General features: G+C 43.1%; 14 protein-coding genes and 1 tRNA gene. 6 read left to right on the forward strand and 9 right to left on the reverse strand.

The window, feature by feature from the left end:
- Positions 1-52 precede the first annotated feature (52 nt).
- The 4 genes from ACOQON_RS16655 to ACOQON_RS16670 all read right to left on the reverse strand — a co-directional run bounded on the left by ACOQON_RS16655 (position 53) and on the right by ACOQON_RS16670 (position 5,427).
- Positions 53-1,147: a prolipoprotein diacylglyceryl transferase gene (locus ACOQON_RS16655; RefSeq protein WP_420576557.1), complete on the reverse strand. Its 1,095-nt coding sequence runs from the start codon at positions 1,145-1,147 to the stop codon at positions 53-55.
- 53 nt (positions 1,148-1,200) lie between these two features.
- On the reverse strand, positions 1,201-2,592 hold the full coding sequence (locus ACOQON_RS16660) for a TrkH family potassium uptake protein (protein WP_420576558.1): 1,392 nt from the start codon (positions 2,590-2,592) through the stop codon (positions 1,201-1,203).
- Between the two features lie 75 nt (positions 2,593-2,667).
- The gene (gene trkA / locus ACOQON_RS16665; RefSeq protein WP_420576559.1) at positions 2,668-4,008 is read right to left on the reverse strand and encodes a Trk system potassium transporter TrkA; all 1,341 of its coding nucleotides are present in this window, start codon (positions 4,006-4,008) and stop codon (positions 2,668-2,670) included.
- Between the two features lie 60 nt (positions 4,009-4,068).
- Entirely contained in the window at positions 4,069-5,427 is a 1,359-nt protein-coding gene (locus tag ACOQON_RS16670; protein ID WP_420576560.1) for an alanine/glycine:cation symporter family protein, read from the reverse strand.
- A gap of 113 nt (positions 5,428-5,540) precedes the next feature.
- On the opposite strand from ACOQON_RS16670, the gene ACOQON_RS16675 reads away from it, so the two are divergent.
- Positions 5,541-6,308 carry an alpha/beta fold hydrolase gene (locus tag ACOQON_RS16675; protein ID WP_420576561.1) on the forward strand — a complete coding sequence of 256 codons (768 nt, stop codon included), beginning with the start codon at positions 5,541-5,543 and terminating at the stop codon, positions 6,306-6,308.
- Positions 6,309-6,449: 141 nt separating this feature from the next.
- Here ACOQON_RS16675 and ACOQON_RS16680 read toward each other — a convergent pair whose 3' ends face one another.
- Positions 6,450-6,656 carry a DUF2905 domain-containing protein gene (locus ACOQON_RS16680; RefSeq protein ID WP_420576562.1) on the reverse strand — a complete coding sequence of 69 codons (207 nt, stop codon included), beginning with the start codon at positions 6,654-6,656 and terminating at the stop codon, positions 6,450-6,452.
- Here ACOQON_RS16680 and ACOQON_RS16685 point away from each other — a divergent pair, their 5' ends adjacent.
- From ACOQON_RS16685 to ACOQON_RS16700, 4 genes are read left to right on the forward strand one after another with little or no spacing between them, the layout of a single operon-like run.
- Complete coding sequence (locus ACOQON_RS16685) at positions 6,657-7,367, forward strand: SAM-dependent methyltransferase (RefSeq protein ID WP_420576563.1); 711 nt, start codon at positions 6,657-6,659, stop codon at positions 7,365-7,367. It begins immediately after the preceding gene.
- A gap of 60 nt (positions 7,368-7,427) precedes the next feature.
- Positions 7,428-8,681, forward strand: coding sequence for a methionine adenosyltransferase (gene metK, locus ACOQON_RS16690; protein WP_420576564.1), 1,254 nt, complete (start codon positions 7,428-7,430; stop codon positions 8,679-8,681).
- 4 nt (positions 8,682-8,685) lie between these two features.
- Positions 8,686-9,102: a nuclear transport factor 2 family protein gene (locus ACOQON_RS16695; protein ID WP_420576565.1), complete on the forward strand. Its 417-nt coding sequence runs from the start codon at positions 8,686-8,688 to the stop codon at positions 9,100-9,102.
- Complete coding sequence (locus ACOQON_RS16700; RefSeq protein ID WP_420576566.1) at positions 9,099-9,809, forward strand: DJ-1/PfpI family protein; 711 nt, start codon at positions 9,099-9,101, stop codon at positions 9,807-9,809. Before ACOQON_RS16695 ends, ACOQON_RS16700 begins: the two co-directional genes overlap by 4 nt.
- Position 9,810: 1 nt before the next feature.
- Here ACOQON_RS16700 and ACOQON_RS16705 read toward each other — a convergent pair whose 3' ends face one another.
- Complete coding sequence (locus ACOQON_RS16705; RefSeq protein WP_420576567.1) at positions 9,811-10,491, reverse strand: SDR family NAD(P)-dependent oxidoreductase; 681 nt, start codon at positions 10,489-10,491, stop codon at positions 9,811-9,813.
- Between the two features lie 59 nt (positions 10,492-10,550).
- Between ACOQON_RS16705 and ACOQON_RS16710 the strand changes: the two genes are divergently transcribed.
- Complete coding sequence (locus ACOQON_RS16710) at positions 10,551-11,720, forward strand: hypothetical protein (RefSeq protein WP_420576568.1); 1,170 nt, start codon at positions 10,551-10,553, stop codon at positions 11,718-11,720.
- A gap of 45 nt (positions 11,721-11,765) precedes the next feature.
- Here the strand turns inward: ACOQON_RS16710 and ACOQON_RS16715 are convergent, their stop codons facing one another.
- The 3 genes from ACOQON_RS16715 to ACOQON_RS16725 form a co-directional block, all read right to left on the reverse strand.
- Positions 11,766-12,530 (reverse strand): DUF3667 domain-containing protein, encoded by a 765-nt coding sequence (locus ACOQON_RS16715; RefSeq protein WP_420576569.1) that lies wholly within the window; start codon positions 12,528-12,530, stop codon positions 11,766-11,768.
- A gap of 249 nt (positions 12,531-12,779) precedes the next feature.
- A tRNA-His gene (locus ACOQON_RS16720) sits at positions 12,780-12,855 on the reverse strand.
- A gap of 67 nt (positions 12,856-12,922) precedes the next feature.
- Positions 12,923-14,257: a dihydroorotase gene (locus ACOQON_RS16725; protein WP_420576570.1), complete on the reverse strand. Its 1,335-nt coding sequence runs from the start codon at positions 14,255-14,257 to the stop codon at positions 12,923-12,925.
- Positions 14,258-14,415 lie beyond the last annotated feature (158 nt).

A 14,415-nucleotide genomic window follows, 5' to 3' on the forward strand; every position in this document is an offset into this window, starting at 1 on the left:
CATTATTCAAAAGAAAAGCAAAAGGGAGCTAATCGCTCCCTTTTTTTATGTCTTACTTGAAATCCGCCATCTTTCGGTCTCTGGTAAAGATCCAGATCATCAGAATTACACCCGCAATTGTTAGCGGAATACTCAAAATCTGACCCATGTTCAGCACCATCCCTTCCTCAAAAGCTTCCTGATTCATTTTAAAATATTCATCCACAAATCGAAGCGACCAAAGAACGATCATGAATAAGGCAAAGTTGAATCCTTCGGGCAGCACATCTCTTCTTTTGTCCCACAGCCAGTAAAGCACAATCATTAGCACTACACAATAGATGGCTTCATACAATTGAGCCGCATGTCTCACCTTTCCGAGAGCAGCTATTTCCACTATTTCCTTGCCATCCTTCTGATAGTTTTTGTAGACCAGTGGTCCTTCACCAAAGTCCACATGTTCAGTTACTTCTCCATATCTGCTTAATGTGCTCTTTAGTTGGTTTTCAACGAACATCTTATCCTTCATCTCGAACTTATAGCCTCGCCGATATTCGATATAAGCCGTAATCGGGACAATCCCAACCTCATCACTCTGCATCTCTCCTCCCCCTTCAAACCATACATCGTCTATATCTTCGGAGTAATTGAGCACATCATATGTAGCACGCGCATAGACAATTCCGGTATTAGAATTGGTAAGTGTCCCTTCCATTTCTGAATTGAACAAGTTTCCTGTACGAATCATGGCTCCTGTCAATGCCACTACTATTACGAGCCTATCGAGAATCCATAGATAGCGATAGTTGTATTTTCTGCAGAACAAATAGATGGCTACCAATATACCCAGTGCCCCACCATGACTGGCCAGGCCTCCTTCCCACACCATTAGAATCTTGATGGGGTTGGAGAGATAATATTCCGGATTATAAAACAGGCAATGACCTAACCTTGCACCTATGATTGTGGCTAAAACCATATAGCCGGTAATGCGCTCCACATCTTTCTCAGGTCTACCTTCTGCTTTGAAAATGCGAAAGAAAACCTGCTGGGATAGTAAAAACCCTACCGCAAATAATACCCCATACCACCGGGGAGCATAGTCTGTAAAAGGAATGGTAAAGATGGCTGGATCGAATGTCCAGATAATGTAGCCCGGAATATTCATTTTTTCATTTTTTGATGAAATCGCTCAAAGATGAGGCAATCTGTTGAAAGGCCTTAAACTTTTCTCCAGAAAAATGGTGTGAAGAGGATAAGGACGGTAAAAAGCTCCAGACGTCCAAGAAGCATCATGAACGAAAGAATCCATTTTACCCCAGTTGGCAGATGAGCAAAATTATCCACAGGCCCTACATCGCCAATTCCCGGTCCAATATTACCTAAAGTGGTGGCCACTGCACCGAGCGAAGTGTTGAAATCAATGCCGAAAGAAGAAACAGCAATGGCTCCAAAACAAACAATGAGAATATAGATCATGATGAATGCAAGCACATTGAATGTGATGTCCCTGCTCACCGATTTTCCATTGAACCGAACCGGGATGATTGCTGATGGATGCAAAATCCGTTTGAGCTCAAGTAAACTATTTTTAATGAGCAAAATATGTCGTACTAATTTGACTCCACCCGCTGTAGAACCTGCTGAACCTCCTGCAAACATCAACAAGAAGAATAGGACGGTAAGGAAAGATGTCCATGCTGTATAATCATGGGTCACGTATCCGGTCGTCGTTACCACCGAGATGATTTGAAACAATGCATCACGAATGGATTTCTCGAGCGTATCATGCCCAAGGTTGAAAATAATGAGTCCAACAATCAGCGACGCAGCAATACAAAAGAACAGGTAAAACCTAAACTCTTCGTTTCTCAGCACCTTTCGGAAGTTGCCATGTAAGGCAAAATAGGTCATGGTAAAGTTGGTGCCAGCCATGAACATAAAGAAGATGATGACATACTGAATGAACGGATCCTGAAAGTAAGCGATACTGGCATTTTTGGTTGAAAACCCTCCGGTAGCCATAGTAGTAAGACTGTGATTGATCGAATCATAGAAGCTCATGCCTCCAACCCATAAGAGTATCAGCTCGGTTACTGTTAACCCACAATAGATGATCCATAGTCGCTTGGCTGTTTCTTTGATTCTGGGCTGCAACTTGTCAGGAGAGATTCCGGGTGCTTCTGCCACGAAGAGCTGCATTCCCCCAATCCCTAAGAGTGGAAGAATGGCCACCGTTAAGACGATGATCCCCATACCACCAATCCATTGTGTCAGGCTTCTCCAAAATAATATCCCTTTGTGAACCGATTCGATATCAGTAAGCACCGTAGCACCGGTTGTAGAAAAACCAGATAGTGTTTCAAAAAAGGCATTCGTAAGATCAGGTATCGAGCCGCTGATTATGTAAGGTAGTGCCCCAAAAAACGACATAGAAAGCCATCCCATTGTCACAATGAGATAACCGTCCTTCTTACGCATTTCATTGGTTTGGAGATTTCGGGTTAGGAGCATTAGCAGCGCTCCGATACCTAAGGTGATGAGCGAAGAACTAATGAGTGCCAGGTGGTCGCCTTCATTATAGTAAAAGCTAAAGGGCAGGCAGGTAAGCATGAAGCCCCCGTTAATTAACAGGAGGATCCCAATAACTTTAAATATGACCTTAAAGTTGTAGTTAAAATACATGAACTATTTGAAGAAGCTCTCCACTTTTCTAATACATTCCGGTTTTGAAAGAACTACTACGCGATCCTTTGGTTTGAATTCAAAATTTCCTCTTACTGCAATTCCCCGTCCATCTCTGATGACTCCTCCCACGATTGCCGTTTTCGGGAAATCCAGATCTTTCAATGGCTGCTCTACAATACGTGATTTCTCTCCTAACTCAAACTCCAGGATTTCTGCATCCACACCGTGAATACCTGCGATATTTAGTACTTCGCCTTTACGAATATATCTGAAAATAAAACTTGCTGCGATTAATTTCTTATTGATCAACGTATCAATGCCAATGCTTTGAGATAGGTGGATATAATCCACATTTTCTACCAAAGCAATGGTTTTCCTCACTCCCTGATTTTTGGCCACCAATGAGGCCATAATATTCGTCTCCGAGTTTTCGGTCAATGCCACAAAGGCATCCATCCGATCAATACTTTCCTCCCTAAGCAAGTTGATGTCCCTGCCATCACCATTTATGATCATGGTATCCGGAAGCTCATCAACCAAATGCAGACATTTTTCCTTGTCAGCTTCTACTAATTTAATGTTGTACTTTTTGCTAAGCAGTTTGGCTGTATGTATCCCCACTTTGCTGGCTCCCAAAATCATCACGTTCTTGATCTCAAAGCTTTCCTTTCCTGCCAGTGCAGTTACACGTTCAATACCGTCCGGCTGAGCAATGAAATAGGCGTGATCATCCTTTTGAAACTTGTTCTCACCGTAAGGGATAATGGTTTTATTGTCCCGAAGGATTGCAACCGTGGTGAAATTGTGATCAGGATTAAGGTAGGCTGTTTCCGTCAATGTTTTTCCGAAGAGTTGTGAGCCTTCGTCCACCGTGATTCCCACGAGAGAAAGCATGCCTTTCTCAAACTCGAATGTGTCAGTAAGTGCTGATTGCTTCAATAGCCTCTTGATCTCTCGTGCAGCCAGTGACGCAGGAGAAATAATCTCATCTATTCCGACATTGCTGAGGTTCAATTCGTCTCGTAGGTGGAGAAGTTCCACATTCGAAATCCTGGCAATGGTCTTTTTTGCTCCTAAGCTTTTACCAAGAATACACGTGGTGATGTTTGTTTCTTGAATGGATGTCACGGCTATCAGAAGATCCGCCTTTCCAATATTGGCTTCCTTTAATATTCGAGGGGAGGTGGAGCTTCCGCGCACCGTACTCACATCCAGATGTTGGCCCACATATTCCAACACATTCGGATTGGAATCTATGATTACAATATCCTGCTCTTCAGCGGTTAAAAGCTTTGCAAGATGAAAACCCATCTCACCGGCTCCAGCTATTACAATTCTCATCCTATCTTAAATGATATTGGGCGCAAAGATATGACATCTAAGTGCCAGCATTCCAAATGATTACGATTTATATACTTCACTAAAATACTTCTTCGTCGCTTCCATCACTTTAGGAGCGAGTATCACGGTTGAAATCATGGTTGGGAAGGCCATCAAGCCATAGGCTACAAAAACCAGGTTCACAACGTCTGTCAGTGACGCAACTGACCCCACCAAAACAAGAGCGATGTACCAATAATAGAAGTATTTCCCGTACTTCGCTCCTATCAAAAACGACAAACATTTCTGTCCGTAATAAGCCAACCCAAAAATGGTGGTGATCGCAAAAACCATCACACAGACCATTAATACAACGGGACCAAAGCCAGGTAACCCAACCTCAAATGCGCTGGCAGTCATCACAATCCCGTCAGCCTCGCCACTATTCCAAACTCCCGTAATTAAAATGCATATTCCGGTCATTGTGCACACAATAATGGTGTCTATGGATGGCCCTAGCATCGCAACCAACCCTTCTCTTACTGGTTCCTTCGTTTTTGCCGCCCCATGCATCAATGGTGCCATCCCTATTCCAGCTTCATTTGAAAAGGCTGCACGTTTTGCCCCTTCCACTATAACGGCCCCCACAGCTCCACCTAAAACTGCTTTGGCTGTGAATGCATCTTCAATAATGAAAAGAAAAGATGGAATGATTCCCCCCGGATTGGTGATCATGATAGCCAACACGCTGATCACAAATAGGACAACCATGAACGGAACCAGCTTGGAAGCAACATTTCCAATCCGCTTGATACCTCCCAGAATCACGATGGCCACAAGTGTGGCTATCACAATTCCTATTGAAAGGTTAACGATAAAGGAACTTTCCACCCCAATAGGTACCAGCACTACATTTTTAAATACCGCCACCATTTGATTGGTCTGAAAGACAGGTGTAGCACCAAAGAACCCGGCCACACAAAAGAAAACAGCCAAAGGCATCCATTTCTTTCCCAAAGCCTCCCTGATAACGTACATTGGACCTCCCTGCAGCTCCCCTTCGGAATCCTTGCCTCTGAACTGCACTGCTAGTGTACAGGTAAAGAATTTGGTGGCCATTCCAACAAACGCACTCACCCACATCCAAAACATAGCTCCGGGACCTCCCGCGGCTATGGCAAGTGCCACGCCGCTGATATTTCCCATACCGATGGTGGCAGCCAGAGCTCCACTCAACGCCTGGAAATGGCTGATCTCTCCCGGGTCGTCGGGATCATCATATTTTCCTCTTAAAATATTAATAGCATGTCTGAGGTATCGAAAGGGAAGGAATCGTGAATAAACAAGCAGAAAAAAACCTCCGCCAAGCAAAAGAATAAGCAATGGCAGTCCCCAAATAAAGTTCACCGCATCTGCCAGAAATGTGCTGATCGAGTTCATAAAGCTCGTGAAGGTAATATGTAACTTTGAGTCAAAACCATTTTGTTGGCAGGTAAATGAACAAAATGCCCGTTTTTGTCATTTATTAAGCCTATCGATCGATTTTCAATTCAATGAAACTAAATTTTAGAACATTAGGAGAAGGCGAACCTCTCATCATCATGCATGGCGTGTTTGGCTCCTCTGACAACTGGCAAACACTTGGAAAGGTTTTCGCTGAAAAGTTTAAAGTATATCTGGTGGACCTTAGAAATCATGGTAACTCACCACATAGTGATGAGTTTGACTATGATGTAATGGTGAAAGATGTAGTAGAGTTGATGGATGATGAAGGCCTAACCAAAGCCCACATTCTGGGACACTCCATGGGGGGGAAAGTAGCTATGCACCTGGCGACTCAGCATCCGGATAACGTGGATAAATTAATCGTGGTGGATATCGCACCAAAATATTATCCTCCTCACCACCAGCAGATCTTCGAAGGATTTCATTCGGTCGATCTGGAAAATCTGGAAAACAGGAAAGATGCTGACGAGCAAATGGCTAAGGTGATTTCCAACTTTGGTGTTCGTCAGTTTATCCTGAAAAACCTGGATAGAAAAAAGGATGGAAGCTTTGGCTGGAAGCTGAATGTGAACGCCATTGAACGGGCAGTAGAAAATGTGGGGGAGGGACTTGAAGGTGATGTGAGTTTTGATGGCACCACGCTATTCATTGCCGGAAGCAAATCAGATTACATCACGGATGAGGACCATGACCTCATTCGTGAGCATTTTCCAAAAGCGTTAATTGCTTCAGTGAAGGATGCGGGCCATTGGGTGCATGCCGAGAAACCAAATGAATTGGGGAAAATGGTAATGGAGTTTTTGTGCTATAGCTAAAATATCCTGGAAACCTTTTTATATAATGTCATTTCGACTGAAAGGAGAAATCCTTACCGTATAAATCGTCAAACATCTTTAGTATAGATTTCTCGCTTTGCCTGTCTGCCGACAAAGGCAGGCTCGAAATGACAACCCTCATTACCTAATTTTATTCCATAAATAACCAAACAGCATCAATAGCAAACTGATGAGAATACACGTGGTAATTGGAAAGTAGAAAGTGAAGTTTTCACGCTCAATACGAATATCCCCTGGCAGTCTGCCCAGCGGAACATTCGGAGCAAACTCCATAATTGCACCTACAACGACCAGTACCAATCCAATTAAAATCAATATTTTGCCCATATGAGTCAAGGTAAATTATTTCTTATTCCCACCTACCTATCAACGGATAATGATGCATCGTTTGTTTCTCCGATGGTTACAGAAGTGCTTAAAAATACAAAGCACTACTTCGTAGAAAATGTTCGAACTGCACGGAGATTCATCAGCAGCTTGAAAGCGGGCATTACGATAGATGAATTGCAGTTTCAGATTCTCAACAAAAAATCAAACTGGGACCAAATGTATCCGCTATTTGAACCTGCCAGAAATGGAGAAGATATGGCTGTGATCTCAGAAGCTGGCGTACCGTGTCTGGCCGATCCGGGAAACCTGGCGGTCAGCTTTGCACACCAAACAGGTATTCAGGTGGTCCCCATGCCCGGTGCCTCCTCCATACAAATGGCATTGATTGCCTCCGGCTTCAATGGTCAGCAGTTTACTTTTCATGGCTATTTACCTATTGATAAAAATCCCCGACAGAAAAAAATCAAAGAGCTGGAAAAACTAAGTCAGTCCGGTTACACGCAGCTCTTCATGGAAACACCTTATCGAAATCACCAACTGATCGAAGACATTTTAAAAACCTGCAGACCGGATACACTATTGAGCATAGCCGCAGATATCTCCGGAGAGAACGAAAAAATCCTGACGCAACCGGTATCAAAGTGGCAGAAGACTGACATTCAGATACATAAAATACCTGCAATATTCAGTTTTGGTCAATTCCCCTGATGGAGTTCACCGAATCTTCTAAATTTGCCGACCAACTTTAAAGAACACAAACGAAGATATATGCCCTATTTATTCACTTCAGAGTCTGTAAGCGAAGGACACCCGGATAAAATTGCCGATCAAATTTCCGATGCTTTGCTTGATCATTTTCTTGCTTTCGATCCTGATAGTAAGGTGGCCTGTGAAACCATGGTGACAACCGGGCTCGTAACATTGGCTGGTGAGGTAAAAACCCAAGCCTATGTGGATGTACAACAGATCGCAAGAGAGGTAATTAACCGCATCGGCTACACAAAAGGTGAATACATGTTTGATGGCAACTCCTGCGGAGTAATCTCAGCCATCCATGAACAATCTCCGGATATTAACCAGGGAGTTGACAGAGACTCTGAAGATGAGCAGGGAGCCGGAGATCAGGGGATGATGTTTGGCTATGCCACGAAAGAAACAGATCACTATATGCCTTTGGCTCTAGATCTTTCTCACCGAATCCTGATGGAGCTTTCGGATATCCGCAAGGAAGGAAAAGAAATGACGTATCTCCGTCCGGATGCAAAATCTCAGGTGACCATTGAATATGACGATGACAATAAGCCAGTGCGTATAGACGCCATCGTTGTTTCCACGCAGCATGATGAGTTTGATAACGAAGACAACATGCTCAAAAAGATCAAGGAAGACATTATCAACACCTTGATCCCGCGAGTGAAGGCTAAGCTTAAACCAGCAAATCAGGAGCTCTTCAATGATCAGATAAAATATCACATCAACCCTACCGGAAAATTCGTGATTGGCGGACCTCACGGTGATGCCGGACTTACGGGTAGAAAAATCATTGTAGACACGTACGGGGGAAAAGGAGCCCATGGTGGTGGGGCATTCTCCGGAAAAGACCCATCCAAAGTAGATCGATCCGCTGCTTACGCAACTCGACACATTGCTAAAAACCTTGTAGCAGCAGGAGTGGCTGATGAGATTCTTGTACAAGTCTCCTATGCAATTGGGGTTCCCGAGCCGATGGGCATTTATGTGAATACTTACGGGACGTCCAATGTGGATATGAAAGATGGTGAGATCGCCAGGATCGTAGAAAAAATCTTCGATATGCGTCCTGCGCACATTATTAAGCGACTGAAACTGAAAGAGCCGATCTATTCAGAGTCTGCTGCATACGGACATATGGGAAGAACACCGGAGGTAAAACAGGTAATCTTTAAAGGAAGCAACGGAGAAGAGGTGAAAAAAGTGGTAGAAACCTTTACCTGGGAGAAGCTGGATTATGTAGATCAGGTGAAAGAAGCCTTTGGGCTGTAAGGTTATGGATGAGGTGATCAGTAACTGGCACAAAGTGGTGAAAAACCATGATAATAAGTTGCTGAAATCCATGCTGGAAAAAGACGCTGTATTTTATTCTCCCATTCTTTTCAAAGCTCAAAAAGGCCGAAAGATGGTGATGGCCTATTTGTTAGCTGCCGCCAACATGTTTGAGGGCACGAACTTTCACTATGTAAAAGAGATCGTCAACGAACGAGAGGCTGTTCTGGAATTCAATGCCGAAATTGATGGTCTCCTCATTGATGGTGTTGATATCATCACATGTAATGAAGAAGGAAAAATCATGGAGTTTAAAGTGATGCTTCGCCCATTAAAGGCCATTGAAAAAGTAGGCGAAAAAATGAAGGCTCAATTGGAGAATATGAGTCTATGGGACAAGCTTAAACTGAAAGTATCATGAGAATCTGGGTTTTATGTTTTCTAATTTTAATTGCCTGTACACCCCCTCAGGAAAAAGCTCCAATCACCATTGAGCCTGTAGCTGAAGGAGAATCATTCAACGCAGCTTTTTTGATGATTGATGGAATTTACAACTCAGAGCTGATGGCTCCATTCGATATTTTTCAACACACCATCTTCCATACTGATCGTGGGATTAAGGTTTTTACCGTTGCTGAAACCATGGATACGGTGACTTCATTTGAAGGACTGAGATTGCTCCCAGATTATGCTTTTGATAGCGGAGATTTGCCTGAGATAGACATTCTCGTGGTGCCAAGTGCTGAACACAACATGGATTCTGATCTGGAAAATGAAACGCTCATTAACTGGGTCGCTGAAATTGGTGATAAAGCTGACTATGTCATGTCGCTTTGTGACGGAGCATTCATTTTAGCAAAGGCTGGACTAGTTGATGGAAAAGAGTCTACCACATTTCCATCTGATATTGCCAGATACAGAGAGACATTTCCATCATTGAACGTTCATGAAGGGGTTTCATTCGTTCATCATGATAACCTCCTCACTTCAGCAGGTGGTGCAAAATCGTATGATGTAGCGCTCTACTTGGTCCATCATCTCTATGGAGATGAAGTAGCGAAGGGAGTTGGAAGAGGCCTGGTTATCGATTGGGATGTGAATGATTATGCTTTTGTTCGGGTGGAATAACTCACCACTCAATCACCTTTTTATCTCTCAAAAATTTTCCTCTCGGGATTTCTTCGGCAGTAGCCAGCCAAACGGCGGTCTCCGCTCCTTTTTCTACCGGCCTTGATGCACCTGACCCGCCCATATCTGTACGCACCCAGCCGGGACACATGGCATTGGCTTTTACGCTAGCCCCAATTTGTTGATGCGTCATGATTGTCAATGAATTTAAGGCTGTCTTAGAGATTCTGTATGCCGGATGATCTGCTCGCAAATCGTCAATCGCACCCATCCCGCTGGAAAGATTAATGATTCGACCGTCAGAAGATTTCTCTAAAAGTGGAGCTAATTCCTGAGTCAAAATCCAGGGGCCGTATACATTCGTCTCCATGGTTTGCTTGACAACATTCAGATCCGCATTCAGGACATTCATTCCATCATCTATCAGGATACCTGCATTGTTGATCAATACATCCAGTTCGCCAACCTCATCCTTATACTTTTGAGTAAACTCCAGAATGTTATCCTTTTTGGAAACATCCAGCTCACGAAACTTAGCTCCAACCTCTATAGCAGCATTTTCTCCTTTTTCTACGGATCGTGCGGTAAGCACCACATCATGACCCATTTCCACTAATTGCTTGCAGATTTCTTTTCCTATTCCTCGATTTCCTCCTGTTACGATGATTCGTTTTCTACTCAAAACTTAGCTTTTTTAATATTTAAAAATTGAATGGCTTTCTTTGCCTAAAATTTGCCTCCATGCACGTCATAGAAGTACAGGATAAGAAAACAGCTAACGAATTTTTGCAGTTCCCCATTCGTCTTTACAAGGATGAGCCCAACTGGATACGACCGCTCGACAAAGACATCAATGGTGTGTTTGATCCGAAGGTGAATAAGTTTTTCCGAAACGGGGAGTGTACACGCTGGATTCTGAAAAATGACAATGGAGAAACGATTGGAAGAATTGCCGCTTTTATCAACCAAAAAACGGTCAATAAAGACAATGATCAGCCAACCGGAGGAGTAGGTTTTTTTGAGTGCATCAATGATCAGGAAGCTGCCACCCTGTTGTTTGATACCGGCAAAAAATGGCTGGAAGAGAAAGGCATGGAGGCGATGGATGGACCGATCAATTTTGGTGACCGGGATACCTGGTGGGGCTTGCTGGTAGATGGGTTTGACCGACCACCCAACTACCAGTGTAATTACAACTTCCCGTATTATGTAGATCTGTTTGAAAACTACGGTTTCCAAATCTACTTCAAGCAGTTTACGTTCGGACGACCGGTGATGGATCCGCTTAGTGATCGCCTGTATGAAAAAGCACAAGTGGCCAATCAAGATGCTGACTACACTTTCCGACACATAGAAAAAAGCAAGTTGAAGCAATATGCGGAAGACTTTCGAACCGTATATAATGATGCCTGGGCACGACACCCGGGTGTAGCCAAGATGACCTCTATTCAGGCTAACGCCATCATTAAAAAAATGAAGCCGATCATGGATGAAAAAATCATGTGGTTTGGCTACCATAAAGATCGACCTGTTGGTTTTTACATCAACATCCCGGAATTGAATCAGGTATTTAAGCATGTGAATGGAAAGCTAGACCTCATCGGAAAGCTTAAGTTTCTGTATCATAAACTGATGAAAACCAATAAAAAAATGATTGGGTTAGTGTTTGGTATTTCTCCAGATTATCAGGGAAAAGGAGTGGATGGTGCACTAATAATGGCAGTAAGAGACGTGGTTCAGGAAACATATACCCGATATGAAGAACTGGAAATGAATTGGATTGGCGATTTTAATCCCAAAATGATCAAGGTCGTGGAGCAAGTAGGGGGCGATGTGGTGAAAACACATCACACGTATCGATACCTGTTTGACCGAACAAAGGAGTTTAGGCGGATGCCGATCAAGGGGTGATTTAACTGGCCTTTCTCTTTATGTAAAATGAAAAGCATCCGTTTATTAAAACTGAGTGATCATGTAGACGAAGGTGCTAACTGATATCACAAGTATAAAAAATATGTACCCAACAAGCCATACGATTAGTGCTTTAGTATAGGTCCAAAGGAGGGACTTCTGAGGGTTCATCAATCCTAGAATTATGACACTATAAACTATATTAATAATCAGGCCTTCGGTAAAAAACAAGTTGTCTGTGTATGCCGCGAGAGCGACTGCAAGCATACTGACCCATAAAAGTTGAGCCACCACATAACTGATGATCAAGAAGTTTTGTAAATAATTTCTCTTCTTGTAAAAAATAGTCATAGCAAGTGCTGTAAAAGGTATAATGACACCCACAAGCAAGCGCATATTTTTAGAAAACAACTGGGTATAATCATTGATAAACTGAAGCTGCTTTTCCGAAAGTTTCTGATCCGGTGATTGGAACATCCTGGAGGTTTCATCCATCATTTCCTCGGGGGTAAACCCAGTCAACTGGAAAGACAACACATACAAAAAACTCATCACGACAAGATAAGAGAGGGGTCCAATGTATTTTACCCGATTTCCTTCCAGGTATTCTGTGATTACTTTTTTCGGGTTGGTCCATAGGCCAATAAACGTTCGGACGATCCGGTTATCAGCCCCCAGCCAGCGAGAGCTAAGTTCGGTTACCAGCCCCTTCCAGGTAATTGGAAGTACTTTGGTTTTCTGGCCACAATGAATGCAGTAATTACCATTGACAGAAGCAGAGCAATTGATACACGTTTTTGCGTTGGCCATCCCCGAAAATAACCATAATTCACATTAGAATTTAGGACCCCTCAATTATTCCAATTGCTTTTAATATCAATTAAAAGCCTCTATGTCTTGGAACCGAAGATTGTCCATGTGCTCGAAATATCATTATTACTTTCAGCTGGATCGATGGGACCAACCTTTGGCCGGTGACCTCCTGAACTACAATGAAGCAAGTCAGGAGGTCGAAAAACAAAAAAGCAGTCACATCTCTGTAACTGCTTTCTATTCTAAGGGTGGAAGACCGGACTCGAACCGGCGACCTCCTGAACCACAATCAGGCGTTCTAACCAACTGAACTACAACCACCATAAATCTTATCAGGCATTCCTGAAAAGGAGTGCAAAGTTAATACCCCTTTCGAAATCTACAAACGATTATTTTCGGTCAAAAGAAAGTCGCTGACCCATCTGACTTTCATCCAGTTTTCCATCGGAATAAGCCAGGTGGCCGGAAACAAAAGTTTTCTCAATCGTGGACTTAAAGGTATGCCCTTCAAACGGTGACCATCCGCATTTTGCACGGATGTTGTCCCGGTTGACTGTCCATGGCTTATTCAGGTCTACCAAAACTAAATCTGCCTTGTAGCCTTCACGGATATATCCACGCTCCTTTACCTCGAAGCAATCCGCCACTGCATGGCTCATCTTTTCTGCTATCCGCTCCAAAGAAATCTTTCCTTCATGGTAAAAATCGATCATCGCATTGAGCGTATGCTGAATGAGCGGCCCTCCCGCAGGTGCTTTAGTGTATGGGTTTTGCTTTTCTTCCAAAGTGTGTGGTGCATGATCCGTCGCGATCACATCGATACGATCATCCAGCAACGCTTTCCATATCTGGTCACGATCATTAGCTGTTTTTACCGCCGGGTTCCACTTGATAAAGGAGCCTTTTTCATCATAATCCTGATCCGAAAACCAAAGATGGTGTATGCATGCTTCTGATGTAATTCTCTTTTCCTTCAACGGAATTTCGTTGGTGAAGAGGTTCGTTTCCTTTCCGGTAGAAATGTGAAGAATATGCAAGCGGGCGTTGCACTTCATGGCAAGCTCAATGGCTTTTGATGAAGATAAATAACACGCCTCCTCACTACGAATGATTGGATGATATTTAAACGGAATTTCATCTCCGTACTGAGCAACAAACTTTTCAGTGTTCGCTCGTATTGTTGCTTCATCTTCACAGTGAGTGGCGATCAGGATAGGTGCATTACAAAAGATTTTCTCGAGTGTTTGAGGATCGTCCACAAGCATATTCCCCGTTGACGAACCCATAAAAATTTTAATGCCACAAACAGTAGCAGGATCGGTCTTCAATACCTCATCCAGGTTTTCATTGGTGCTGCCCATATAAAAAGAGTAGTTTGCCAGGGCGTTTTTTGCTCCTATTTGATACTTAGCCTCCAACAATTCCTGGGTAATGGTCTGTGGATTTACATTGGGCATCTCCATAAATGAAGTTACCCCTCCGGCCACTGCTGCTCGTGACTCAGTGAAAATGTTTCCTTTATGAGTGAGGCCCGGTTCTCGAAAGTGTACCTGATCGTCAATCACCCCCGGGAAAAGATGCAAGCCCTTACCATCCACTTCTGTTACACGGGATTCCACAGAAAGGCCGGATCCCATTTTCTCTATCCGATCACCCTTGATGAGTACATCCCCTACTGTTATTCTTCCTTCATTGACAATGCTTGCTTCTTTTATTAAATACATATATAAATATTTTAAGTCCAAATATAATTTTAATGGAAACCCATAAGGGTTTTTACGCCTAAATCGCCCTTCAGGCTAAGAAACATCCTACTTTTTCAAAGATAGCTCCAAATAAAAAAAAAGTCCTTAAAAAGCTCATTATCAACTCTTTCTAAGGA

The sequence above is a fragment of the Ekhidna sp. genome (assembly GCF_965221965.1).
Taxonomy (GTDB): domain Bacteria; phylum Bacteroidota; class Bacteroidia; order Cytophagales; family Cyclobacteriaceae; genus Ekhidna.